23 protein-coding genes and 1 pseudogene are annotated in these 23,348 nt (G+C 65.0%); 19 read left to right on the forward strand and 5 right to left on the reverse strand.

Features of this window, described 5'->3' with window-relative positions; genetic code table 11:
* Positions 1-115: 115 nt before the first annotated feature.
* From fumC to AAHB16_RS24550, 5 genes are all read left to right on the forward strand, one after another.
* A complete protein-coding gene (gene fumC, locus AAHB16_RS24530; RefSeq protein ID WP_223851770.1) occupies positions 116-1,510 on the forward strand; it encodes a class II fumarate hydratase in 1,395 nt (464 codons plus the stop codon).
* Positions 1,491-2,822, forward strand: coding sequence for a threonine/serine ThrE exporter family protein (locus tag AAHB16_RS24535; RefSeq protein ID WP_342052209.1), 1,332 nt, complete (start codon positions 1,491-1,493; stop codon positions 2,820-2,822). Before fumC ends, AAHB16_RS24535 begins: the two co-directional genes overlap by 20 nt.
* Positions 2,819-3,223 carry a hypothetical protein gene (locus tag AAHB16_RS24540; RefSeq protein ID WP_150375106.1) on the forward strand — a complete coding sequence of 135 codons (405 nt, stop codon included), beginning with the start codon at positions 2,819-2,821 and terminating at the stop codon, positions 3,221-3,223. Before AAHB16_RS24535 ends, AAHB16_RS24540 begins: the two co-directional genes overlap by 4 nt.
* Positions 3,220-4,716, forward strand: a complete 1,497-nt coding sequence (mqo, locus tag AAHB16_RS24545) for a malate dehydrogenase (quinone) (protein ID WP_342052210.1) — start codon at positions 3,220-3,222, stop codon at positions 4,714-4,716. The genes AAHB16_RS24540 and mqo overlap by 4 nt, the downstream gene beginning before the upstream one ends.
* A 74-nt stretch (positions 4,717-4,790) precedes the next feature.
* On the forward strand, positions 4,791-5,243 hold the full coding sequence (locus tag AAHB16_RS24550; RefSeq protein ID WP_342052249.1) for a MarR family winged helix-turn-helix transcriptional regulator: 453 nt from the start codon (positions 4,791-4,793) through the stop codon (positions 5,241-5,243).
* 18 nt (positions 5,244-5,261) lie between these two features.
* Here the strand turns inward: AAHB16_RS24550 and AAHB16_RS24555 are convergent, their stop codons facing one another.
* The 4 genes from AAHB16_RS24555 to AAHB16_RS24570 form a co-directional block, all read right to left on the reverse strand.
* The gene (locus AAHB16_RS24555) at positions 5,262-5,579 is read right to left on the reverse strand and encodes an NIPSNAP family protein (RefSeq protein WP_150375103.1); all 318 of its coding nucleotides are present in this window, start codon (positions 5,577-5,579) and stop codon (positions 5,262-5,264) included.
* 35 nt (positions 5,580-5,614) lie between these two features.
* The gene (locus AAHB16_RS24560) at positions 5,615-6,589 is read right to left on the reverse strand and encodes a Bug family tripartite tricarboxylate transporter substrate binding protein (RefSeq protein ID WP_150375102.1); all 975 of its coding nucleotides are present in this window, start codon (positions 6,587-6,589) and stop codon (positions 5,615-5,617) included.
* Between the two features lie 157 nt (positions 6,590-6,746).
* On the reverse strand, positions 6,747-7,646 hold the full coding sequence (locus AAHB16_RS24565; RefSeq protein WP_342052211.1) for a helix-turn-helix domain-containing protein: 900 nt from the start codon (positions 7,644-7,646) through the stop codon (positions 6,747-6,749).
* A 163-nt stretch (positions 7,647-7,809) separates the two neighbouring features.
* A complete protein-coding gene (locus AAHB16_RS24570; RefSeq protein ID WP_342052212.1) occupies positions 7,810-8,412 on the reverse strand; it encodes a TetR/AcrR family transcriptional regulator in 603 nt (200 codons plus the stop codon).
* 148 nt (positions 8,413-8,560) lie between these two features.
* Here AAHB16_RS24570 and AAHB16_RS24575 point away from each other — a divergent pair, with 148 nt between their 5' ends.
* The 5 genes from AAHB16_RS24575 (at position 8,561) to AAHB16_RS24595 (ending at position 14,048) form a co-directional block, all read left to right on the forward strand.
* Positions 8,561-9,319 (forward strand): SDR family NAD(P)-dependent oxidoreductase, encoded by a 759-nt coding sequence (locus AAHB16_RS24575; protein ID WP_342052213.1) that lies wholly within the window; start codon positions 8,561-8,563, stop codon positions 9,317-9,319.
* Positions 9,320-9,349: 30 nt separating this feature from the next.
* On the forward strand, positions 9,350-10,315 hold the full coding sequence (locus AAHB16_RS24580) for an SDR family NAD(P)-dependent oxidoreductase (RefSeq protein ID WP_342052214.1): 966 nt from the start codon (positions 9,350-9,352) through the stop codon (positions 10,313-10,315).
* Between the two features lie 84 nt (positions 10,316-10,399).
* The gene (locus tag AAHB16_RS24585; RefSeq protein WP_342052215.1) at positions 10,400-13,153 is read left to right on the forward strand and encodes a M16 family metallopeptidase; all 2,754 of its coding nucleotides are present in this window, start codon (positions 10,400-10,402) and stop codon (positions 13,151-13,153) included.
* 284 nt (positions 13,154-13,437) lie between these two features.
* Complete coding sequence (locus AAHB16_RS24590; RefSeq protein ID WP_150375097.1) at positions 13,438-13,674, forward strand: isochorismatase; 237 nt, start codon at positions 13,438-13,440, stop codon at positions 13,672-13,674.
* Between the two features lie 35 nt (positions 13,675-13,709).
* Positions 13,710-14,048, forward strand: coding sequence for a hypothetical protein (locus AAHB16_RS24595; protein ID WP_342052216.1), 339 nt, complete (start codon positions 13,710-13,712; stop codon positions 14,046-14,048).
* A gap of 402 nt (positions 14,049-14,450) precedes the next feature.
* Here AAHB16_RS24595 and AAHB16_RS24600 read toward each other — a convergent pair.
* Positions 14,451-14,693 (reverse strand): annotated as a pseudogene (locus AAHB16_RS24600) (hypothetical protein); the annotation flags it as partial.
* A 440-nt stretch (positions 14,694-15,133) separates the two neighbouring features.
* On the opposite strand from AAHB16_RS24600, the gene AAHB16_RS24605 reads away from it, so the two are divergent.
* The 9 genes from AAHB16_RS24605 (at position 15,134) to AAHB16_RS24645 (ending at position 23,331) form a co-directional block, all read left to right on the forward strand.
* The gene (locus AAHB16_RS24605) at positions 15,134-16,426 is read left to right on the forward strand and encodes an MFS transporter (protein WP_342052217.1); all 1,293 of its coding nucleotides are present in this window, start codon (positions 15,134-15,136) and stop codon (positions 16,424-16,426) included.
* Position 16,427: 1 nt separating this feature from the next.
* Positions 16,428-17,336 carry a LysR family transcriptional regulator gene (locus tag AAHB16_RS24610; RefSeq protein WP_342052218.1) on the forward strand — a complete coding sequence of 303 codons (909 nt, stop codon included), beginning with the start codon at positions 16,428-16,430 and terminating at the stop codon, positions 17,334-17,336.
* Positions 17,337-17,444: 108 nt separating this feature from the next.
* The gene (locus AAHB16_RS24615; RefSeq protein ID WP_191002389.1) at positions 17,445-18,608 is read left to right on the forward strand and encodes a porin; all 1,164 of its coding nucleotides are present in this window, start codon (positions 17,445-17,447) and stop codon (positions 18,606-18,608) included.
* Between the two features lie 46 nt (positions 18,609-18,654).
* The gene (locus AAHB16_RS24620) at positions 18,655-20,106 is read left to right on the forward strand and encodes a M20 family metallopeptidase (protein WP_342052219.1); all 1,452 of its coding nucleotides are present in this window, start codon (positions 18,655-18,657) and stop codon (positions 20,104-20,106) included.
* Positions 20,107-20,269: 163 nt separating this feature from the next.
* Positions 20,270-20,932: a DUF4397 domain-containing protein gene (locus AAHB16_RS24625; RefSeq protein ID WP_150375091.1), complete on the forward strand. Its 663-nt coding sequence runs from the start codon at positions 20,270-20,272 to the stop codon at positions 20,930-20,932.
* A 189-nt stretch (positions 20,933-21,121) separates the two neighbouring features.
* Positions 21,122-21,835: an SDR family oxidoreductase gene (locus tag AAHB16_RS24630; protein WP_342052220.1), complete on the forward strand. Its 714-nt coding sequence runs from the start codon at positions 21,122-21,124 to the stop codon at positions 21,833-21,835.
* Positions 21,836-21,860: 25 nt separating this feature from the next.
* The gene (locus AAHB16_RS24635) at positions 21,861-22,322 is read left to right on the forward strand and encodes a MarR family winged helix-turn-helix transcriptional regulator (RefSeq protein WP_342052221.1); all 462 of its coding nucleotides are present in this window, start codon (positions 21,861-21,863) and stop codon (positions 22,320-22,322) included.
* Positions 22,323-22,409: 87 nt separating this feature from the next.
* On the forward strand, positions 22,410-22,895 hold the full coding sequence (locus tag AAHB16_RS24640) for a RidA family protein (protein WP_342052222.1): 486 nt from the start codon (positions 22,410-22,412) through the stop codon (positions 22,893-22,895).
* A gap of 139 nt (positions 22,896-23,034) precedes the next feature.
* Complete coding sequence (locus AAHB16_RS24645) at positions 23,035-23,331, forward strand: hypothetical protein (protein WP_150375088.1); 297 nt, start codon at positions 23,035-23,037, stop codon at positions 23,329-23,331.
* Positions 23,332-23,348 lie beyond the last annotated feature (17 nt).

Raw genomic sequence — 23,348 nt, forward strand, 5'->3', positions numbered from 1 at the left:
ATGTCCGCATCTGTACTAGACTCAAACATCGTCCGACCTTGGGAGCCCCATCATGAACTCCAGTCCTTCGACACCTGTCCTCCGCGACGTCCCAATCGGGCTCACCGCAACAGGCATGCGAAGGGAGTTCGACAGCATGGGCGAGGTCGAGGTGCCGGCGGACCGATACTGGGGCGCGCAGACACAACGCTCGTTGCAGCACTTCGCGATCGGCGACGACCGCATGCCGAAAGCCGTCTATCACGCGTACGGCTACGTCAAGAAGGCGTGCGCGCTGGTCAACCATGCCGCGGGACGCCTGCCAGAGTGGAAGAAGGCGGCGATCGTGCGCGCCGCGGACGAGACCATCGCCGGCAAGCTCGACGATCACTATCCGCTGTACGTCTGGCAGACGGGCTCCGGCACGCAGAGCAACATGAACGTCAACGAGGTGCTCTCCAACCGGGCCATCCAGCTGCTCGGCGGAACGCTCGGCACGCAGGAACCCGTTGGCCCCAACGACGACGTGAACATGGGGCAATCGTCGAACGATACGTTTCCCACCGCCATGCATATCGCATCTGTCGAGATGATCGACGCCGTGCTGTTGCCGCGGGTCAGCGAGCTGGCGGACCTGATCGAGCGCAAGGCCGAAGGGTGGAAGGACGTCGTCAAGATCGGCCGCACGCATCTGGAGGACGCGGTACCGCTGACGGTCGGGCAGGAATGGCATGGCTGGGCCGCGCAGATCCGCGATGCGATTGCCGATATCGAGGGCTGCCGTGGCGGGCTCTATCAGCTCGCGGTAGGGGGCACGGCGGTGGGCACGGGGCTCAATGCGCCGAAGGGCTTTTCCGAGGCCGTTGCCGCCCAGATCGCGCAACTGACCGGCAAGCCGTTCATCACCGCGCCGAACAAGTTCGCCGCACAGGGCTCGCTCGACGCGATGGTCCGCGCGCACGGTACGCTGCGGAACCTGGCCGTCGTGCTGATGAAGATCGCCAACGATATGCGCTGGCTGGCGTCGGGGCCGCGTTGCGGGCTCGGCGAGCTCAAGCTGCCCGACAACGAGCCGGGGTCGTCGATCATGCCTGGCAAGGTGAATCCCACGCAGTGCGAGGCGATGGTCATGATCTGCCTGCAGGTGATGGGCAACGACTCGGCGGTGGCTTTCGCCGGTAGCCAGGGCAACTTCGAGCTCAATGCGATGCGGCCCGTGATCATCAACAACTTTCTGCACTCCGCGCGCATCCTTGCCGACGGTTGCGACAAGTTCCGCAAGTATTCGGTGGAAGGCACCGACATCAACCGCGAGAAGATCCAGCAGTACGTGGAAGGCAGCGTCATGCTGGTGACGGCGCTGTCGCCCGTCATCGGCTACCAGAACGCCGCGCATATCGCGGAGACGGCCATTGCCGAGGGCCTGACGCTCAGGCAGGCCGCGCTTGCCTCGGGCAAAGTGGACGAGGCCCTGTTCGATCGCACGATCAAGCCGCTCGACATGGTCGGCCATGGACTCGCCGGGGCTTGATCTCGATACGCACGCACTGGCCGCGACGGACCGATCCGCACCTGTAGAACACGTTGCACAGGTGGCACATGTCGCGCTGCGGCTTGGCCGTTCGATGATGGCGAACGGTGCCGATGCCGCGCATACGAGCGCCGCGATGGCGGCGCTGGCCACGCGCATGGGCTACCGTGCGCATGTGCTCGTCTGTGTGGACGGGCTCGTGCTCACGCTCGAAAACGAAGCCGGATTCCGCACGAAGGTGGGCGCCACGTTCACGGGCGCCGCCGTCAACGTCGGCACGCTCGCCGTGCTCGCGGACATGCTGCGCCGCGGGCCTGCCGATAGCCAGGACCCGGCGGCATTGGATACCGCGGTCTTCGATCGCCTGCCATGGGAGCGCCCGGGCTATCCGCACTGGATCGTCATCGTGGGGGTGGGCGTTGCCGCGGCATCGCTCGCGCGGCTGTTCGGCGGCGCATGGGAGGTGGTCGCGGTCTCGCTCGTCGTCGGCATGGCGACGCAGGCATTGCGCATGGCGCTCGGACGCCTACAGATGAACGCCGTGGCGGGCGCGGCGATCTGCGCGTTCGTGGGCGGTGCCGTCGGCGCCGTCGGCATGCGGCTGTTTCCGGGCACGTCGCCGACGCTTTGCCTCGTGGCCGCCGGGATGATTCTCGTGCCCGGCGTGCCGCTGCTCAACGGCATTCGGGACACGCTGTCGGGGCATGCCGGCGTGGGCATCGCGCGATTGCTGACCGGGACCGCGATCGTGCTCGCGATCGCGCTGGGCCTGCTGCTCGCCGCGGGCCTGTTCAACGACGACCTGCCGCTGAATGCGCCGTCGGTCATGCTGACCGTGGGCGAGGACTTTCTGTTTTCCGCGCTGGCCGGCGCAGGCTATGCGTTGCTCTTCAACGTACCGCCGCGCATGGCATGGGCGTGCATCGTCTGCGCGATGGTCGGGCATGGCCTGCGCACGGAACTGGAGACGCTCGGGGTCGGGCTCGCGGCGGCATCGCTGGCCGCGGCGTTTATCGCCACGTTGCTGGCGCGGGCGCTCGCCCATCGCATCGGCGTGCCCGCGGTGACGTTCGCGTTTCCGGGTGTCGTGGCGATGATCCCGGGAGCCTACGCGTTTCGCGCGGCCATCGGGGGGCTGCAGCTGATGAACGCTGGCGAACACGCGCCGCTGGCGGTGGTCGCCGGCACGCTCGGGCTGGCGGTGACCGCCATGGTCGTCACCACCGCGATTGCGGCCGGTCTTTGCCTCGCGCTGGCGTCCTTCCCCAGTTCGCCTCACCGTCTCTTCGAATCGAAAGGAGTATCGCGATGATCCGATGTGTGCGTATGTGGACCGGCGAGGACGGCAACTCGCTATTCGAGGAAGGTCACCTCGAACTCGTGGAGGGCGCTCGTGGCGATGCGGTGGGCCAGCCGGTCGCCGTGACGGCGCTGTCGTTCCAGGAAACGCGCTCGGGCGGCTCTTACGCGTGGCATCAGGATCCCGTGCCGCGTTATGTGATCACGCTGTCGGGCACGCTCGAGTTCGAGACGAAATCCGGCGCGACGTTCGTGATCCGTCCCGGCGATGTCCTGCTTGCCCAGGACAACAGTGGATCCGGCCATACGTGGCGGCTGCTGGACGATCAGCCGTGGCGCCGCGCCTACGTGGTGTATCAGGAAGGCACGCCGCTTCGGTTCGTGGCCGGCGAAGGGAAGGGGGCACCATCATGAGCGGAAGCGATACCGAAAGCACGGACGTCGTGCTGATTGGCGCGGGCATCATGAGCGCGACGTTCGGCACGCTGCTGAAGAACCTCGAGCCGTCGCTGCAACTGGTCATGCTGGAGACGCTTGGCGATTGCGGGCAGGAGAGTTCGCAGGCCTGGAACAACGCGGGTACCGGGCATGCCGCCAACTGCGAGCTCAACTACACCCCGCAGCGCGCGGATGGCAGCATCGATATCCACGAGGCGCTGGAGGTCAACACCGAGTTCGACCTCTCGCGGCAGTTGTGGGCGTATCTCGTGTCCAGCGGCGCGATCGCGGATCCGCAAGCCTTTCTGCACGCCTGCCCGCATATGAGTTTCGTATGGGGCGAGGAGAACGTGGACTTTCTGCGCGCGCGGTTCAAGGCGATGTCGGCGCACCACTGCTATCACGGCATGGCCTATAGCGAGAACCATGGGCAGATCGGCGAATGGGCGCCGCTGATCATGGAGGGCCGGGACGGGAAGCAGCCCGTCGCGGCCACGCGCATCAACTCGGGCGCGGACGTGGACTACGGCACGCTGACCCATCTGCTGGTGGCGCATCTGCAGGCGAGTGGCGGCTTTGCCGTCCATTACCGCCATCGTGTGACGGCGCTTGCCCGTGCGGACGGACAACGATGGCGTGTGACGGCCGTGGACGAAGCCAGCGGCGCGCAGCGTACGGTGACCGCGCGCTTCGTATTCATCGGTGCGGGCGGGGGCGCGCTCGATCTGCTCCAGCGCGCGAATATTCCCGAGGGACACGGATACGGCGGCTTCCCGGTCAGCGGGATCTGGCTGCGTTGCGACGCGGACGATATCGCCGCGCGTCATCATGCCAAGGTCTACGGCAAGGCCGCGCACGGCTCGCCGCCGATGTCGGTGCCGCATCTCGACACGCGCATCGTGCAGGGCAAGCGGTCGCTGCTGTTCGGCCCCTATGCCGGTTTCTCGAGCAAGTTCCTCAAGCACGGGTCGTACTTCGACCTGTTCCGTTCGATCGAACCTGGCAATGTGCTGCCGATGCTGGCGGTGGCGCGCGACAACCTGCAGCTGGCCGAATACCTGATCGGACAGGTCCTGCAAACGGGCGCGCATCAGTTCGCCACGCTCAGGGATTTCTATCCGGGCGCGCGGCGCGAACAGTGGGTCGAAGCGGTGGCGGGCCAGCGGGTGCAGATCATCAAGCCGGAGCCGAACCACTCGGGCGCGCTGGAGTTCGGTACCGAACTGGTCGCGAGCGCAGACAAGTCCATCGTCGCGCTGCTCGGGGCATCCCCGGGTGCCTCGACCGCGGCAGCCATCGCGGTGAAGGTGCTGGAGGCATGCTTCGATCGGCAACTGAAGAGCGGCGGGTGGACGGACAAGCTGCGCAACATCATTCCGACCTACGGGATCGATCTGAAAACCGATGCCAATGCGTGCATGGCGATTCGGGCGTCGACGGCAAAGGTGCTGGGGCTGGAGGTCGCGTGAGCCTTCCCCGGTCCATTGATTGACAGATCAGATATATTGGGGGCTCCATGTCGTCCGAGACCGTTCAAGCCGCCGTGAAGCACTACACCCGCAAGAACTACGAGCTGACGGAAAGCATCGGCTTTCTTTTGAACAAGGCCCGCAATGGCCTGCTGATGGAGGTCGATGCGGCGCTGCGCCCGCTCGAGATAACGGGCCAGCAGATGGGCATCCTGCTGGCGCTGGCGCGCGGCGAGGTGACGACGCCGCTGGAGATCAGCAAGGCGCTTGGCATCGACACGGGCCTCACCACGCGCATGCTCGACAAGCTCGAGAGCAAGGAGATGGTGCGGCGCCAGCGTAGCGAGGAGGACCGGCGCGTCGTGCATGTGCTGCTCACACGCAAGGGCACCGAGGTCGCGAAGCGCATTCCCGATGTCACGCCCGACGTGCTCAATCACCGGTTGCAGGACTTCACGACCGAGGAGTTCAACGAGTTCCTGCGGCTGCTGCGAAAGTTCTCCGGCGACGAGGATGTCGCCGGTTAAGAGGTCACAGGTTGGGACTCACGGCTGGAAGAACGATACCGGCGTCATCAGCTTGTTTTCCTGGCTGACGAGATATGCGGCTTCCGCGCTCAGCTTCAGGTATTCGACCCAGGCCGGATCCTTCTGCAGCGACTGGCGCTTGGCTTCGCGGTCGGCTGCGCTGTCGTACACCCAGATATGCGTGTAGCTGTTGACGTTACCGGCGTCCGTCTGCATGTAGGCCAGCGGTTTGCCCAGATGGCGGCTCTGGATCGCGTAGCCGTGCTCGGCGTACAGCGCCAGGTGTTTCTTGATCGTGCCGGGGCGGCAGGTATAGGTGCGTACGTCGTACAGCATGGGATTCCTCGAAGGATGGCGAATGGGGGGTGAAATCAATCGACGGTGGCGCCGGACTGCTTGACGAGCACGGCCCAGCGCGACACTTCCTGATTCACGTATTTCTGGAACGAGGGCTGGTCGTCGCCGACCGGGTCGGCACCAAGGCCTTTCAGGCGTTCCTTCACGGCGGGGTCGGCCACGCTCTGGACGATCGCCTGCGAGAGTTTCTCGACGACGGCGGGCGGCGTGCCGGCCGGCACGAACAGGCCGAACCACGAGCGCGCGGTCATGCCGGCGTACGGTGTCTCCGAGAACGCGGGCACGTCGGGCAGTGCGGCGTGGCGCTTGTTGCCGGTGACGGCGAGCGCGCGCAGCTTGCCGCCCTGGACCTGCGACAGGACCTCGGGCAGGTTGGCGAACATGACCTGCACCTGGCCGCCCATGACGTCATTGAGCGCCTGCGAGCCGCCCTTGTAGGCGACGTGGGTCATCCTCGCCCCCGTCAGCGTGGCGAATTGCTCGCCGGCCAGATGCGATGCCGTGCCGGTGCCGCCCGACGCATAGTTGACGCGGCCGGCATTGGCTTTCGCATAGGCGGCGAGTTCGCTCGCGGACTTGGCCGGTACCGACGGATTCACCACCAGCAGCAGCGGTACGGAGGCGAGATTCGACAGGCCCACGAAGTCTTTCGTCAGGCTGTAGTCGAGCTTCTGGTAGAGCGAGGCGTTGATCGCATGGCTCGACGTGGCCATGAGCAGCGTGTAGCCATCCGGCGCCGCGCGCGCAGCCGACACCGCACCGATATTGCCGTTGGCGCCTGCCTTGTTTTCCACGACGATCGACTGGCCGAGACGCGTGGACATCGATTGGGCGACGGTGCGCGCGATGACGTCGGTGGCGCCGCCGGCAGCGAACGGTACGATGACGCGCAAGGGCTTGTCGGGATAGTCCGCCATGGCGTTGAACGTGGTGATGGCCAATGCTGCGGCCACGGCAAAGCTCCGCAAGGGAGCGATGGCGCTGAACATGTCTGTCTCCTGTGCTTCTGGTTCTTATGGCAGGCCGGACGCGGGTCCCGCTTGCCCCATGCCCGGCACTTTACGCAGCCAGCGCACGGCAGCGTTAGGACGGATCAGACGATGTATTGGACTTTTTTGCGCGGCGTTTGCCGGCGTCAGGCGAGGGTCAGGAGAGCGGGCGGCAGTGCTTCTTGCGGAAATCGCCCGGGGTCAGGCCCGTCTGCTTCTTGAAGAACCGCGCGAAGTAGGCGGGGTCCTCGATGTTGAGGCGGAACGCGATCTCCGCGATGCCCGTCTCCGTATTGCTGAGCCAGCGCTTCGCTTCCAGCACCACGCGCTCTTGTACCACCTGGCTCGCGGTACGGGCCAGCGTCCGCTTGACGGCGTCGTTGAGCTGCCGCTCGCTCACGCAAAGGGCTTCCGCATACTGGCCAATCGTGCCGAAGGTCAGGTAATGCGTATCCACGAGCATCGTGAACCGCCGCGTGAGCGCCTGATGCGGACCGACGCCACCGGCGGGCTCGTTGTCGGGGCATAGCCGGCGCAGGCGCGTGAGCAGGATCAGCAGGCAGGCCTGCACGACGTCCGTGGAACCGGGCTGGCGATCTCGCGCTTCGCGGTCCATCTCGTCGAGCAGCGGCAGCATGCCGTCATGCTGGTCGCGCGAGAGATAGAGCGCGCTGTTGCCGCGCGTGGGATGGAAGAACGGGAACTTCGCGACATCGTCGGCACGCGGGAACATCCGCGCGAAGAAGTCGGTGCTGAAGTTCAGCACGTAACCGTAGGGCTTGACCGAAGACGTCCATGCATGGACCTGCCCCGGCGAGAGAAAGAACACCGCGTGGTCGCGCACGTCGAAATGCGCGAAGTCGAGCATATGCGTGCCGCTCGCGCGGGTCATCCAGAGCAGATGGTAGTAGTTGTGCCGATGCAGGAATCCGCGCGGGATATCGTCCCGGTCTTCCAGCCGCACGAGGTCGAAGTAGAACGACCCTTCGCCCGCGAAATCCGATGTCTCGAAGGTGGGAAATTCACCGGCAGCGGAGACGGGCAGGGCGTCGGGCAAGTGCGGAAATCCTTCGGAGTGTCCTTGGACGAAAGCGCCATCGTAGCGCAAAACTTCCGTGCAATCGTGAAACTCCGGCTTCGCGGCCCTCTCGATGCGGTACAGGGCGGCGAGCTCGCGTATTACCGCGTGTAGCGGAGACAGAGCAGCCAGCAGGCGGCGGTCATGATTTGCGCTTTCGTGCGCTGGCGGGCCAGGTGGCAAGCGCCTGTTCGGCGACGGCTTCCAGCGTCTCTCGGCTGAACCCGGCCTTGGCCTGAACGGCCATGCCGTGGGCCACGGCACAAACGTAGGCGGCCAGCGCGGCGGGGTTGGCGGACGCGGGCAAGTCTCCTTGCGCGCGCGCGCGTTCGAGGCGCGCCTGCAGCAGGGCCTGCCCGCTGGCACGCGCGTCCGTCACGGCGCAGCGGACCGACTCCGCGTCATCGGACACCGCCAGCGCACCGTGGACACCGAGGCATCCGGTGCGATCGGGGTAACGCGTATTGAGCTCGGCCGTGCCCCGCAGAATCGCCGTGGCCACTTCGCGCGAGGTCGGCAGATCGAGCGCGGCCGCGAAGAAATCGAGATAGTGCGCGTAGTAGCGTTCGAGCGCGCGGCGGAACAAGGTCTCCTTGTTGCCGAACGCGGCGTAGAGCGCGGGGCGCTCCACGCCCGTTGCCTGCGTCAGGTCCGCGTAGGACGCCCCTTCATATCCCTTCTGCCAGAACACGCGAAGCGCCGCGTCCAGCGCCTGTTCCACATCGAATTCGCGGTGACGTCCCATACCCCAGTTGCCTCGATCTTCCTGTACCGGCCGGTATCGTAACACCCGTTATGTTTTTTTGGCCTTGCCGCCTTGACACGCCGTGTTTCCATAACGTAACGTTCGTTATCGTAATGATCGTTACGATAAAAGGAAAGGGAGGCCGTACATGCAGGGAGCATTGAAAGGGAAGGTCGCGCTCGTGACCGGTGGCTCGCGCGGACTTGGCGCGGCGACCGCGGCGGCGTTCGCGGAACTGGGCGCCGATGTGGCCATCACCTACGTGACGTCGGCCGACAAGGCCGAAGGCGTCGCGCAGACATTGCGCGCGAAGGGCGTGCGGGCACTGGCCATCCGGAGCGACCAGGCCGATACGGCGGCGGCAAGGCCGCTCGTGGACAAGGTGCTCGCGCATTTCGGCAGGCTCGACGTGCTCGTCAACAACGCGGCCATCGCCGTGCAGGGCAAGACGGTCGACGACCGCGATCTCGATACCGTCAACCTCGACCGGCAGTGGCAGATCAACGTCCTGGGCACCGTGGCGATGACGCGCGCGGCCGCGCCGGTGTTGTCCGATGGCGGGCGAATCATCTTTATCGGTTCGCTGCTGGGAACGCGGGTTCCGTTCGCCGGTGCCGCCGATTATGCGGGCAGCAAGTCGGCGTTGATCGGCTACGCGAAAGGCGTCGCGCGCGACCTCGGCGGCCGCAACATCACCGCCAATGTCATTCAGCCAGGCGTCATGCCGACCGATATGGCGGCCGAAGTGCTCGGCGATGGTGTGCCCGAGGCGCTGTTGAACCTGCATCCTGTTCGCCGCATCGCGACGCTCGAGGAAGTATCGGCGCTTGCGTGCTTCCTGGCGGGGCCGGGCGCGGGCTATATCACTGGCGAAGTCATCAGCGTGGCTGGCGGACTTGGCATCTGACCACACGGCAAACCATCACAAAGGAACATCATGAGCAAGCATTTCGGTGCAACCTCGACAGCGGACGACGTCCTCGCGGGCATCGATCTCTCCGGCAAGCGGTTTCTTGTCACAGGGGTGTCGTCGGGCATCGGCCTCGAAACCGCGCGCGCGCTCGCCGCGCGGGGGGCCAGCGTGGTGGGCACCGTCAGGCATGTCGCCAAAGCCGAACCGGTCGTGGCGCCGGTCCGTGACGCCGCATCGCGCGGCGGTGGCCAGCTGGCATTGATCGACCTCGATCTGGCCTCGCTGCGGAGCGTGCGGGCCGCTGCGGATCGCCTGCTCGCCGATGGGCAGCCGTTCCATGCCGTGATTGCCAACGCCGGCATCATGGCACCGCCGTTCGGCAAGACTGCCGATGGCGTCGAGCTTCAGTTCGGGGTCAATCATCTCGGGCACTTCGCGCTGATCACGCGCATCGCGCGGTTGCTTGCGGACAACGGGCGCCTGGTCGTGCTGTCGTCGCAGGCGCATCGCGTCGCCGATGTGGACCTCGACGATCCCAACTTCGATCGGCAGCCGTACGAGCCGTTCGTCGGCTACGGCCGGTCGAAGACGGCCAACGCGCTATTCGCGCTCGAATTCGACCTGCGTCATCGCGAGCGCGGCGTGCGGGCGGCGTCGGTCATGCCGGGAAACAGCCTCACCGATCTGCCGCGTCATTTCTCGCAGGAAGCGCTGCAGGGGCTGTTCGACACCGTCGGCAAGGCACGCGCCGAAGCGGGCCTGCCACCACCGGTCCTGAAGTCCGTCGCACAGGCCGCGGCGACCACCGTGTGGGCCGCGGTGGTGGCCGAGGGCGCCGAGATCGGCGGCCGCTATCTCGAAGACTGCGCGGTCGCGACGATCAACGATACGGACAACCCGTTTGCGGACGGGGCGCGCGCGTATCTTGGGGATGCGGACAAGGCGGCGCGGCTGTGGGCGTTGAGCGAAGCGTGGTTGAAATCCAGTTAACACGCCGCCGAAAAAACTGAATTCACTTTGCCGGGGCGCGGTTGCAAACTTTACGGAGCCAGATCTCGTGGAGTGCCCGCCATCGTGTGCCGAACGATTCGCCTGCTGCTTGCATGCGTGCTCGCGCTGGGCGGGGGCGCTACCGTGCGCGCCGCGCCCGGCGGAGGCAATACGGACGCCTACACGCGCGTCACCGCTGTCGAGGGCGTCACCGAATACCGTTTTCCCAACGGCCTGCGCGTGCTGCTTGCGCCGGACGATGCGGTGCCGCGCGCGACCGTCAACATCACGTATCTGGTCGGCAGCCGCGACGAAGGGCGTGGGGAAGCCGGCATGGCCCACCTGCTCGAGCATATGCAGTTCAAGGGCACCGCCACGCTGACGGCCACCGCGCTGCGCGAGGAGTTCGCGCGTCGCGGCATGATGGCCAATGGCACCACCTCGCCCGATCGCACCAACTACTTCGCGACGTTTCCGTCGAGCGAGGATAACCTCGAATGGCTGCTGCGCATGGAAGCGGACCGGATGGTGAACAGCCGGATCGAGGCGGACGACCTGCGCAGCGAGATGCCCGTGGTGCTCAACGAGATGGAAATCGGGCAGACGCGATCGGACCGGGTGCTGCTTCAGGCGTTGAATGCCACCGCCTACGCGTGGCATCCGTACGGCAAGGCCAATATCGGCACGCGCGAGGACGTGGAGAACGTGTCGATTCCGATGCTGCGCGCGTTCTATCGGCGCTATTACCAGCCCGACAATGCCGTGCTGCTGATCGGCGGCAAGTTTGATCCGGACTGGGTGCTCGACACCGTCTCCACCTATTTCGGCGCTATTCCGCGTCCCGATCGCACGCTGATGACCGCGGTCACGGCCGAACCCGCGCAGGAAGGCGAGCGCTCCGTGACGCTGCGCCGCGCTGGCGATACCCAGCTGCTCGGCGAGATGTACCACGTGCCGCAGGCGGCCCACCCCGATGCGGTGCCGATGTGGATGCTGCTGCAAGTGATGGCCGGAGCCTCGGGCGGGCGCCTGTACAGAAGCCTGGTCGAGGCGAAGCTGGCCACCAGCGCGTCGGCATCGATCGATGCCATGCGCGATCCGGGCACCGTGCTGTTTCTCGCCGAGGTGCCCAAGGGGCAGTCGATGGAGCCCGCGCGCGACAGGCTGCTCGCGCAGGTGGAAGGGCTCGCATCGCATCCGGTCACCGCGACCGAACTCGAACGCGTGCGGGTGGAGATACACAACGCCATCGCGACGATGTTCAAGAACTCCGACACGCTGACCATGCAGCTGTCCGAGTCGGTGGCATGGGGCGACTGGCGATTGCTGTTCCTGTTGCGCGATCGCGTGGACAGTGTGCGCGTGGAGGATCTGCAGCGCGTGGCCGCCCAGTACCTGCGCGCCGCCAATCGCACGGAGGGCCGGCTGTATCCCGTGGCGCAGACCCAGCGCGTGGCGATGCCCGCGCCCGTGGATCTGCCGCGCGTCCTCGCGGGCTACCACGGCCGGCCATTGCCTCCGCCACCGCCGCCGTTCGATTCGTCGCCGGCGAACATCGAGGCGCATACCCAGCGTTTTGATTTTCCCAACGGCATGAAGCTCGCGGTGCTGAGCCGTCCGACGCGCGGCAACACGGTCACCGGTGTGATGATGCTGAACATGGGAACGGCCGGCAGCCTGACGGGCAAGACCTATGCGGCCACGCTCACGGCGGCGACACTGATGCGCGGGGCTGGCGGTCGCGATCGCCAGCAGCTCGCGGATGCGCTGGCCGAACTCGGCGCCACCGTGCGGATTACCGCGCAGGCCGATCGCGCAACGGTGCAGTTCGAAACGCAGCGCGAACATCTTGCGGCGTTTTTGCCCGTGCTGCGCGACATCCTGCGCGCGCCGGCCCTCGATGCCACCGAGCTCGACGATGTGCGGCGCGCAAGCGTGGCCGAACTCGAGCGTGTGGGCAATGCCCCGGACGCGGTCGCGGCCAGTGCCATGGATCAGCATGGAAACCCGTATCCGCCCGGAGATCCGCGTCGCGCGCCGAACCAGCAGGAACGCATCGCGGACATCAACGCCGTGACGATGGACGACGTCCGCGCATTCCATCAGCGTTTCTATGGGACCAGCCACGCGCAGGTGGCGCTGGTGGGCGACGTCGAGATCGACGCGGCCCGGCAGCAGCTGCAGGCGCTGTTCGGCGACTGGAATGCGCCAGAGGCTTATGCACGCGTCGATCGCCCGTACCGTGGCATCGCGCCCGCCACGCTGACCGTGCAGACGGCCGAGAACGCCAGCGCGATCTACCTCGCGCGCATCGCGATGGCGATGACCACGTCCTCACCGGACTATGCCGATCTGGCCATCGCCAATCGGATCTATGGCGGCAATCCGCTGCGCGGCAGGTTGTCCGAGCGCATTCGGCAGCGTGAGGGCATCAGCTACTCGGCGGGCAGCAGGTTGCAGGTCGGCGCGATCGATACCGCGGGCAGCTTCACGGTACGGGCCTCCTTCGCGCCGCGCAATCTTGAGCGCGTGAGGCGCGCCGCCGCGGAGGAACTCGCGCGGTTCGCGCGCGACGGCATTACGGAGCAGGAACTCGCCGATGCCAAGCGTGGCCTGCTCGAGCAGGCCATGGTCGGCCTTACGCGCGACAGCCTGCTCGCGCAGACCATGGCCGATCAACTCTATGCCGGCCACACGATGGCATTCGCCGAGACGCAGGTGCAGCGTGTGCGCAACGCCACGGTTCAGTCGGTCAACGCGGCCATTCGCAGGTACATCGATCCGAAGCGCGTGACCATCGTCTTCGCCGGGTCGCTCGAGGCGCCGGCAAGGCAATAGGCGCAATAGACGATGCGATGTGTTACAGTGCGGGTTATTCCTGTTTTTCAGGAATGATGGTCTGGCGACATATTACTAACGACGTACTATTAACGACGTTCGCCCGCCATCGAGCCGGCTACCACCTTGCCGGCGGCCAATCTGGCCGAAGTTTTCCTGCCTATCCGCGTGTTTTGTCCGTGTGCGGCAGGTCTCTCCCAACATCGCCCCGCATTGCAAGCGCTCTCGCTTTGCTTTATCGCCATGTGTCATGGCGATGCGCGCGCACATCTCGAGACAACACTATGACGACATTTTTCCCGACGTTGCCCGCTTCACCCTATACGGTTGCCGTGTACCCCATCCAGCAGGAGCCGGGCGTATGGTTTCCGACGTACCTCATCCGGCGTTATGCCGCGGGGATCGAGCGCGTGGTGGCCAACGTGACCATGCGTGGCTCCACGCATCGAACGAAGTGCGAGGCCATTCGCGCGGGCATGACGGCCGGCGCCGCGGAGATCCGGAAGCTGGGACGCGCGTAATGGACCGCGCAGTGGACGGCGCAATGGACGGCGCAATGGACGCACCGCAGGGCAAAGATTCCGCCGCATCGCGTGAAGGATGCTACAGTGGCTGCTCCCCCGACATCGAGACCGGTATGCCCCTTTGCGATAACTGCCTCTCGATTCAGCGTGACACGCTCGGCGCGCCCGGGCATCCGGCATTGCGTATCACCGATACGCAGCGCCGCAAGCTTCCCGGATCGTTTTCCGAGACGGTCAGCATGTTTCACTGCGCCCAATGCGGTGCCGTCTGGCGGTATCGCGAGGCAAAGGGCGGTGACGATCAGGGCTGGGCGCTGCTGCAGGAAGGGGCCGCCAGCGAGAGTGGGCCGTTCAGCGGCCACAAAGCATGACCAGATGACCTGCGTTGCGGGAGAGGCCCAGTCGATCTCTCGGCGTCGGCCGGGTCCTCCTCGACGCGACCACAGCCAATCCATAGTCGAGAGGGTTTTCGCTGCACGACGATGCACCACCCCCAGTCTTCGGGGATAACAGAGTCGACGGCTTGCCCCTCACTCTCAAGGCGGTCGCGTAACCATTCGGCCAACTGTCGCCCCGCCGGGGCTTTCGCGTAATTCGGCCCGCCAGCTTCGGCGTCAAACAAGGTCGATCGAAACCCCATCTGATGCTGGCTCATAGCCCGGTTCTTCCCGCCTTGCGATGCATTGGATGTTGGAATGCGTCGAATCCCGCTCGGGCACGAGGGTCGTCGGATCCGGGCTGATGGCGGGCATGAGGGTCGGCGCGAGGACCACGCTGGTGCGGTCATTCGGCAGGCCGGTCCACGTGGATGCCACGACGGCAGGGAGCGAGCCGTTCGCCTGCGCGGCCGCGCCGGCATCGACCAAACGCGTCAGCGGCTCCCAGACATCGAGGAAGCCCCGCACGACTCGCACACCCACGTTGGTATCCACGGTCACATAACGCGCATCGCCACGCTGGTTGGTTGCGGCCGTGTCCCTGTCATCACCGCCACCGCAGGCGCTCACCAGAAACATCGCGCAAGCGCCCGCGATGGCGCGTCTTTGGAAAGACATATCCGTCCCCAGTCTCACAAGAACGCGGCACAAGGATCCGCGTATGGAAAAAGGGACGAATGTAGCGACGGAGTGTCTCGCGTTCGTGAATGTGTGGAACGGTTGTGATGCCCCGTCCGTGGGAATGGCCCGGATTTGTTGCCTGCCATTGGTGACCCGGGCACGACGATGGTGCGTGCGACAGGTTGATTTGCCCGCAGCGGGCTCGCGATAACCAAAGGTTTTCGCGATGACAATTATCGATTTTGCACGGGTGTGGAATCCACGAATACTGTGACCAAGGACGCAGCGGTACGCGCCTTGCTAGATGAAGTGGCCGTCCGCTGGACGCGCGATGCGTTTCAGTGGTTCGTATCGGTGGATCGTATCAGTGGTTCATTTACCTGCTCTCGACAATTCTCATGAATGACGCAACCCTTGGCGCCCCGGCTACCCTTGCACGCGCACCGTCCCTCACGTCCAACCAGTCCCGCGTGATCGCCGCGTGTTCGGTCGGCAATGCGCTGGAAATGTACGACTTCACCGTCTACAGCTTCTTCGCGGTCATGATCGGCAAGTTGTTCTTTCCCGCCACCAGCCCCTATGCGTCGCTGCTGCTGGCCGTCGCGACTTTCGGCATCGGGTTCGTGATGCGCCCGCTCGGAGGTTTCGTCATCGGTAGCTATGCCGACCGCAGCGGCCGCAAGGCCGCCATGACCCTGACCATCGGCCTGATGGTCGTGGGAACGCTGTGCATCGCCTGTGCGCCGACCTATGCCATGGCGGGCGCCTGGGGGCCCGCCATCATCGTGGCGGGGCGGCTGCTGCAGGGCTTCTCGCTGGGCGGCGAAATCGGCGCGTCCACGTCGATGCTGATGGAAGCAGGCGGCGTGCAGCGTCGCGGCTACCGCATCAGTTGGCAGGCAGCGAGCCAAGGCGCAGCGGCGCTGCTAGGGGCCGCCACCGGCACGGCGCTCTATGCGCTGATGCCCGCCGAATCGCTGGAGGCGTGGGGCTGGCGCCTGCCGTTCCTGCTCGGCCTGCTGATCGCGCCCGTGGGGCTGTACATCCGGGCCAACCTCGATGAAACGCTGCCCGAGCACGCCCATGAGGCCAGCCCGCTGCGGACGCTGTTTCGCGAGCACGGCCTCAGCGTGCTCAAGGGGGTGCTTTCCATCACGGCGGGTACCGTCGCCATGTACCTGGTGGTGTTCTACATGCCGACGTACATGATCCGCGTGCTCGGCATGCCGTCGTCGCTGTCGCTGCTGTCCGGTTGCGTGGCCGGCGCGACGATGATCGTGTCCTCGCTGCTGGCCGGGCGCATCGCCGACCGTCTGGTGCGCCGCAAGCCCATCGCGCTGGCGGCGCTGCTCGCCACGACGACGCTGATCTATCCGGCATTCTGGCTGATCAATACCTATCCGAGCGTACCGCTGGTGCTTGCGGTGACGGCCACCTTGACCGCGCTCGGCAATATCGCTTCGGCGCCCATGCTGCTGCTGATCATGGAAATGCTGCCCGCCGGGGTCCGTGCCAGCGGTCTGTCCGTGATCTACAGCATCGGCGTCACGATCTTTGGCGGCTCGTCGCAGGCCGTGGTGACCTGGCTGATCGGCGTGACAGGCAACCCGATGGCCCCTGCGCTTTACATGATGGCGTGCGGCGTGGTGACCTTGTCCGCGCTGTCGAGCATCCGCGAAACGGGGCGCTGAGATGAAACTGAACCAGTTGCGTGCGTTGATCACCATCGCCGAATGCCAGAGTATCCACGAAGCGGCCCGTCAGCTCCACGTGACGCAGCCCGCCCTGAGCAAGACCGTGCAGGAACTGGAGTCGAGCGTCGGCACCACGCTGCTGGAACGGTCGAGCACCGGAACGCGGCTTACGCCGGCGGGGCACCGGCTACTCGCGCACGCACGACTGATCATGGAAAGCGTGCAGCACGCGAAGACCGACCTCGACGACATGCAGGACGGCGTGGGTGGCACGGTCACGCTTGGCACCACACCGCTGACCGCCATGCTGCAGCCGATGATCGACACGCTGGATGGATTTCGCACGGCCTATCCGGACGTTCGTCTGCGCGTCCTGGAAATGCGCCCCAACCAGCTGGTGGAGCAGTTGCGTCAGGGCGCTATCGACATGGCCGTCTCGTCGCACCTGCAATCGCCGGATCGGTTCTTCCAGTCGATCGAGGTCAGCCGGCTGTCGAGCGTCATCGTCGCCCGTCCGGAGCACCCGCTGCGCAACGCCCGCTCCTTGCGTGTACTGCGGCAGGCCGACTGGATATCGCTCGATCCGCTGCCCGACCGGCAGTCGTCCTTCAGCCGGTTGTTCTCCGAGAACGGTCTGGAGCCGCCGCTGCGCGTGACGGAATGCGCGTCGATCCACCTCGCCATGGAGCTCTGCTGGCGCGCCGATCTGCTGCTGGTCCTGTCGAGCGAGTCGATGCGCAGTGAATTCCTGAGCCAGCGGGTGGCGTACCTCGACATCGCCGAGCCTCTGCCCGCCCAGCCGATCTGCCTGCTGCGGCACAACCACCATGTTCTGACGGGTCCCGCGGAACGGCTGCACAACGCCTTGCTCCAGGGCTTCGCCGCACAGTCGCGCCGCGCCGCCTGACGCGTCTTTCCCCCGATGTTCGCATCAGGCACGCCACCGGCGTGCCGGGGACCCGCTTTGCCTTTCGACATGCCCATTCACGCATTACGCATTCTTCAGAGCGCATCAATGTTCAGGAAATCTCTTGCAGGTGTCGCGGTACTTTTCAGCGCAATGGGGGCGGCCAACGCGGCGCCGACCCAGTACGAACAGCTGGTGTCCTATCTGGCCGTGGGCCTGGGCCCACGATCCATCGGCGTGGCGCCGCAGCAATCGCTGCTCTCCCTGTACGGCACACTGGATATCGGCTTCAACTACACGCGCTCCGGCAGCAATGGCGTGGCCCGGGTAGAGAGCGGAGGGTCCTACACGTCCAAGTTCGGCATCTACGGACAAGAGGCGCTTGGCGCGGGGTGGACGGCGTTCTTTCGCATCGAGAACGGCTTCCTGTCGGACTCCGGTTCGATGCAGGACAGCAGCACGCTGTTCAACCGTGCCTCGTACATCGGCCTGCATCACCGGCAATTCGGGCAGTTGATGCTGGGCCGCCAGTACACGTCACTGGGCGCGGCGGCGCTCTATGCCGATCCGTTCCTCGCGACCGCGCACGAATCGGTCTACTCATACCTCGGCGGCGTCGCCGACCTCGGCATGGGTGCAAGCGGCGATGCCCTCGCACGGTTGAACAAGACCATCCGCTACGCGTCACCGCGGTTCGGTCCGTTTGCAGGCGACGTCAGTTACTCGTTCAAGTCGGATCAAACCGTCGGACCCGCGGTGTTGGCGCGGACCGCGATGGGGTCCTACTACGGCGACCGCTTTGCGGCAACGATGGCATTCGGCCAGAGCTGGTGCGACCCAAGTGTCAAGGGAAGCTGCAACGGTAACGCCACCGAAGCGGCGTCCCAGCGTACCGATACCTATCTGGCCAGCGCGATGTATGACTTCGGCCCGCTGATCGGCCAGGCGGCCTACATCCGCATTGTCCCGAAGCACGACGGCAGCGATATCTCGAACCTCTATCTGCTGGGACTGCAAAAGATCTGGCGCAACAACCTGCTTCGCATGTCGCTCGGCTATCGGCGCACGTCGCGTGACGGCAACTACAGCTACGGCAGCACGGTGGGCATCGACCATTTCCTGTCGAAGCGGACCGCCTTTTACGGTCGAGCCGGCCTGATGCGCAATGGGCCCGAGGCGAGCCTGACCTACAACTACGACAGCGGCGCGTTCATCGGCGCGCCGGGCCGCACGGTGACCAGCGTGACGGTCGGCATCACCCACCACTTCTGAAAGCATTCCCGCCTTTTCCCCTGCAACAACACGAGGACTCCACCCAATGCACGCAGCAAACATCGGCGCAAAAATCGGCCCAAACATAAGCCGCTTCGTCGACGAACACGGACAGCGTTACGCGACACTGTCCGACGAAATCTGGCGGTATGCGGAACTCGGCTATCAGGAGCGCGATTCGGCGCGCCTGCATATCGATTATCTGAAAGAGGCAGGCTTCGCCGTGCGCGAGGGCGTGGCCGGCATCCCCACAGCGTTTGTCGCGGAAGCGGGCGAGGGCGGTCCCGTGATCGGCATTCTCGGCGAGTTCGACGCGCTGTCGGGCCTGAGTCAGGAAAGCCTGGCCCTGCGCTGCCAGCCGTCGTCGGAAATCGCCAATGGCAATGGACATGGCTGTGGCCACCATCTGCTGGGCACGAGCGCACACCTCGCGGCCGTCGCCGTCAAGCAGATGCTGGACGATGCCGGGCTGCAGGGGCGGGTGCGATTCTATGGGTGCCCGGCCGAGGAAGGCGGCTGGGGCAAGACGTATATGGCGCGGGCAGGCCTGTTCGACGATCTGGGCGCCGCGCTGACGTGGCACCCCGGCGTGTTCAACGGCATCATGAACCTCGAATCGCTCGCCGTCGTGCAGGCGTACTTCCGGTTCACGGGTATATCGGCGCATGCCGGGGCCTCACCGCACCTCGGGCGGAGCGCGCTGGATGCGCTGGAGCTGATGAACGTCGGGACGAATTTCCTGCGTGAACACATGATTCCGGACGCGCGCGTCCATTACGCGATCACGGACGCTGGTGGCGTGGCGCCCAATGTCGTGCAACCCCGGGCGGAAGCGCTCTACATGATCCGCGCGCCGCGCAACGCCGATGCCTCGGAGGTCTACGCCCGCGTGTGCGACATCGCGCGCGGCGCCGCGCTGATGACGGGCTGCGAGTTGCAGATCCAGATGCATTCCGCGTGCTCCAACATCATGTTGAACGATGTGCTCAACCGCGCCATGCACGGACAACTCTCGCATTTCGGGGCGCCGTCCTATGAGCAGGCCGAGCTCGGCTTCGCTGCATCGATGCACGCCACCACGCGTCCCGAAGAAATCGAGATGGCCGGCCGCATGCTGCAGAACGCCTGGAAGGACCCGAAGCCATTGTACGACGGCGTGGAAGCGCTGGACAGCGCGCGGCCGATGCGCATGCATGCTTCCACGGACGTCGGCGACGTCAGCTGGGTGACACCGACCGCCCAGTGCATGACCGCGTGTTTCGCGTTTGGCACGTCGCCACACTCGTGGCAGTGGGTTGCACAGGGCAAAAGCTCCATCGCGCACAAGGGCATGCTGCTCGCGGCCAAGACGATGGCGGGTACGGCCATGGAACTCTTCCAGAACCCCGCCTTGCTGGCCGCCGCACGACAGGAGCTGGAACAGCGCCTGGGCGGCCAGCCTTACGTGTGTCCCATCCCGGCAGACGTCATGCCGCCATTGGGGCAGGCCGTGGCCTGAGATCACGCTGGACTGACTCCGCGCGCTGGACTGACTCGGCGGATTCCTTGCCCGTCGCTACTCCATCGTATAAATTGCTACCAATCAGTAGCGAGGCGCCCTCGAGGCGGGCTGGCTTCGCTGGTGAGTGACCGGTAATGCCGATACGGATACGGAGGTGACTATGCGAATCTTGTTGAGTCTTGTCCTGGCGATGGTTTCCGCGGTGGTGCTGAGCGCGTGCGGCGGTGACGACGACGGCCCGTCGAACGGGCGGCTGCGGGTCCTTCATGCATCCCCCGATGCGCCGAATGTCGATGTCTTTGTCGATGGCAGCAAAGTGCTCGGCGATGTGCCATATCCGGCCGTTTCCAATTACCTGAATGTCCCGGCCGGGTCTCACCGCATCACGGTGAATGCGGCCGGCACGAGCAAGACGGTCATCGATGTATCGCCGACGTTGAATGGCGGTGCAACCTACACGGCGATTGCGGCCAACTTCGTGGCCAGCATTCAACTGCTGCTGGCGACGGACCGGACGACCCCGCCACCGGCGGGTCAGGCGAGTGTGCGGGTCGTGCATGCCGCGCCCGACGCCGGCGCCGTGGATGTTCTCGTCAACGGTCAGAAGGTGCTCGCGAACGTACCGTTCGCCGCCATCAGTGACTACCTGAATCTGAGCGCGGGGAGCTATCTCGTTCAAGTGAATCTGGCTGGCACGTCCGCCACCGCGATTCAAGCCAATCTGACGGTCAATGCGGGCACCAATTACAGCGTCGTCGCCATCGGTTCGGTGAAGACGGCCGCCACGAATCCTCTTGCGTTGAAGGTGCTCTCGGACGGCTGAAGGCACGCTCACTTGAGTGGTCGAAAGGACCGCACTACGTACATGCCGCTGGGCATAGGCTTCTTCAACGGTGTAGAGATCTCTACATCCTCCTTGTTGCCACTGCTTCCTTCTTGACACTGCGTGCATATGCTCCTATTCTGCGTCGAAAGAGAGCATATGCTTTTATACGAAACCCAGGAGGGTGTCATGAACGTGAAAAACGCAACTGTCTTCATCACCGGCGCCAGCCTCGGCCTCGGCCTGGCGTTTGCACGCGAGGCCGTTCGTCGGGGTGCGGCGAAGGTGTACGCGGGCATGCGCAATATCGACGGATTCAAGGAACCGGGCGTCGTGCCCGTGAAGATCGACGTCACCGACAAAGCCTCGATCGCGGCTGCCGCGAAGATCGCTGCCGATACGACGCTGCTGATCAACAACGCCGGTATCGCCGCCCTGATCGAAGGGCCGCTCGCGGGCGATGCCGAAGACCAGTCAAAACAGATGTTCGAGACCAACTACTATGGCGTGGTGCGTGTCTCGCAGGCCTTTGAAGCGGTACTGACAGACAAGCCGCAGGCGGCGATCATCAACGTTCTTTCCGACATCGTCTGGCTGCCGCGCCCCATTCTGACGCCCTATGCCGCCTCGAAGGCTGCGGCGTGGAGCTTCACGAATCAGCTTCGCTTCCATCTGAAAGGGCGTAACATCCACGTCCTCGGCCTGCACGTCGGCTTCGTTGACACCGACTTGACGAAGGGCATCGATGTACCGAAATCCAGTCCGGACGATGTCGTACGGCAGACCTATGACGCGCTCGCCGCTGGCAAGAACGAAGTCATGGCCGACAAGGGAACGGCCGTGCTGAAGAGCACCCTCGCGGCCGAAGTGCCGGGCTATATCGAGCCGCCAGAGGGCGTGTAGCAACCGAACGAGGAGTGAAATCGAGATGTCGCCGTTGAACGAGCCGCTTGGCATCGACGCGTGCAATTGCTTTGCTGCGAGGAAGGCTAGCCGGCAGATCTCGCGCCTCTACGACAGCCACCTCGAACCGGCGGGATTGCGCATTACCCAATTCATGACGCTCGCGGTACTGAACGAGGTAGGCAGTGCGCCGATCAACGCGCTCGCCGAGCGGCTCGACATCGAACGCACGGCGATGGGAAAGATGGTCGGCTTCCTCGAACGCGATGGCTACGTGACGATCACTCCGTCGCCAACGGACGGCCGAAGCCGGCTGATCGCGCTCACGAAGGAAGGGCAGCGGCTGCATGACAAGGCCGCCCCGCTCTGGCGGAGCGCGCAACGGGAGTTCGAGCAATTGAACGGCGCGGCCCAGGCGACGGCATTCCGTGACGGGCTGAAGGCGGTGGTCGTAGGCAATGTCGGGGAACAGGGGGCGGGGGACTGATCCGTCGCGCGTTCGCCTTCATGTCGGACAAACCCGGAGCAATGGATTACGCTCTATGTTTTTCCGACAGCGTCCGTACAGGTGCCCATGACAAGCGGCCAAACAAGAGACCAGAAGCTGCAACATATCGCGGCGGAGTTTGGGTTCGATCCGAATGAGCAGATCAAGATCGGTGGAAAGTACACCCCGGTCCTGGTCGATGGGAACCTCGCCTATATCGCCGGGCAGATCCCGCGCGTCGGAGATGTAGTACGTTTCATCGGTGTCGTGGGCGAATCCATCTCGCTCGAAGAGGCGCGGCGCGCGGCAGGCATCTCGACGCTCCGGGCGCTTGCGCTCATCAAAAAAGCCTGCGGCACGCTAGATGCGATTCAGGCCGTGCCGCGCATCAACGTGTTCATTCGTAGCGCGCCAGACTTCACGATGCAAAGCGAAGTCGCGGACGGGGCATCCGACGTCTTGTATTCGGTGCTCGGCGACGTCGGCATCCACACGCGTTCGTCCATCGGCGTCCTGCAGTTGCCGAAGGGCGCTTCGGTAGAGGTGGACTTTATCTTCAAGGTGGCGTCGTAGGTGACTTGCACCGGTCGCCCGGCGACGTCGAGCGTCAGGCAACTGGTATTTCCCGGATAACGCGCTACAACTGTGCCTGTGAGAACCGATCGTCTGGCGCCCCCGCGCCAACTCGAGCGATCACGTTTGGGTGACCATCATGCACACAGTCATACGCGCATATTCAGGGGCAGGCGCCAAGGAACTCTTCGACGTCCTGGAACGACGCACTGGCGAGATCGGATCGCTGATGCGCGAGGTGAATGGCTTCGTCAGCTACACGCTAGCGCGAAGCGAAGACGGCGAATTCGGCTTCTCGGTCACCGTCTGCGAAGACAAATCGGGCGTCGATGAAAGCAGCCGACGCGCCCGGGACTGGATCGGCCAGAACGCCGCAGGCCTGGGCGCGAGCGCGCCTACCATCTCGGAAGGCATTGTGATCCTGCATGTGCAGTAGCGAGCCGCCCCCGGGCA

This window comes from Cupriavidus sp. OTU4054, from assembly GCF_038440175.1.
Classification (GTDB): Bacteria; Pseudomonadota; Gammaproteobacteria; order Burkholderiales; family Burkholderiaceae; genus Cupriavidus; species Cupriavidus pauculus_D.

Bases quoted from the DNA above. Each gene is read 5' to 3' on its own strand.
- AAHB16_RS24625 (WP_150375091.1), top strand. From the start codon at position 20,270: ATGCGAATCTTGTTGAGTCTTGTCCTGGCGATGGTTTCCGCGGTGGTG.
- AAHB16_RS24560 (WP_150375102.1), bottom strand. From the start codon at position 6,589: ATGTTCAGCGCCATCGCTCCCTTGCGGAGCTTTGCCGTGGCCGCAGCA.
- AAHB16_RS24645 (WP_150375088.1), top strand. From the start codon at position 23,035: ATGCACACAGTCATACGCGCATATTCAGGGGCAGGCGCCAAGGAACTC.
- AAHB16_RS24535 (WP_342052209.1), top strand. From the start codon at position 1,491: ATGGACTCGCCGGGGCTTGATCTCGATACGCACGCACTGGCCGCGACG.
- AAHB16_RS24595 (WP_342052216.1), top strand. From the start codon at position 13,710: ATGGACGCACCGCAGGGCAAAGATTCCGCCGCATCGCGTGAAGGATGC.
- AAHB16_RS24590 (WP_150375097.1), top strand. From the start codon at position 13,438: ATGACGACATTTTTCCCGACGTTGCCCGCTTCACCCTATACGGTTGCC.
- AAHB16_RS24620 (WP_342052219.1), top strand. From the start codon at position 18,655: ATGCACGCAGCAAACATCGGCGCAAAAATCGGCCCAAACATAAGCCGC.
- AAHB16_RS24540 (WP_150375106.1), top strand. From the start codon at position 2,819: ATGATCCGATGTGTGCGTATGTGGACCGGCGAGGACGGCAACTCGCTA.
- AAHB16_RS24570 (WP_342052212.1), bottom strand. From the start codon at position 8,412: ATGGGACGTCACCGCGAATTCGATGTGGAACAGGCGCTGGACGCGGCG.
- fumC (WP_223851770.1), top strand. From the start codon at position 116: ATGCGAAGGGAGTTCGACAGCATGGGCGAGGTCGAGGTGCCGGCGGAC.
- AAHB16_RS24615 (WP_191002389.1), top strand. From the start codon at position 17,445: ATGTTCAGGAAATCTCTTGCAGGTGTCGCGGTACTTTTCAGCGCAATG.
- AAHB16_RS24630 (WP_342052220.1), top strand. From the start codon at position 21,122: ATGAACGTGAAAAACGCAACTGTCTTCATCACCGGCGCCAGCCTCGGC.
- AAHB16_RS24640 (WP_342052222.1), top strand. From the start codon at position 22,410: ATGACAAGCGGCCAAACAAGAGACCAGAAGCTGCAACATATCGCGGCG.
- AAHB16_RS24575 (WP_342052213.1), top strand. From the start codon at position 8,561: ATGCAGGGAGCATTGAAAGGGAAGGTCGCGCTCGTGACCGGTGGCTCG.
- AAHB16_RS24605 (WP_342052217.1), top strand. From the start codon at position 15,134: ATGAATGACGCAACCCTTGGCGCCCCGGCTACCCTTGCACGCGCACCG.
- AAHB16_RS24555 (WP_150375103.1), bottom strand. From the start codon at position 5,579: ATGCTGTACGACGTACGCACCTATACCTGCCGCCCCGGCACGATCAAG.
- AAHB16_RS24610 (WP_342052218.1), top strand. From the start codon at position 16,428: ATGAAACTGAACCAGTTGCGTGCGTTGATCACCATCGCCGAATGCCAG.
- AAHB16_RS24635 (WP_342052221.1), top strand. From the start codon at position 21,861: ATGTCGCCGTTGAACGAGCCGCTTGGCATCGACGCGTGCAATTGCTTT.
- AAHB16_RS24580 (WP_342052214.1), top strand. From the start codon at position 9,350: ATGAGCAAGCATTTCGGTGCAACCTCGACAGCGGACGACGTCCTCGCG.
- mqo (WP_342052210.1), top strand. From the start codon at position 3,220: ATGAGCGGAAGCGATACCGAAAGCACGGACGTCGTGCTGATTGGCGCG.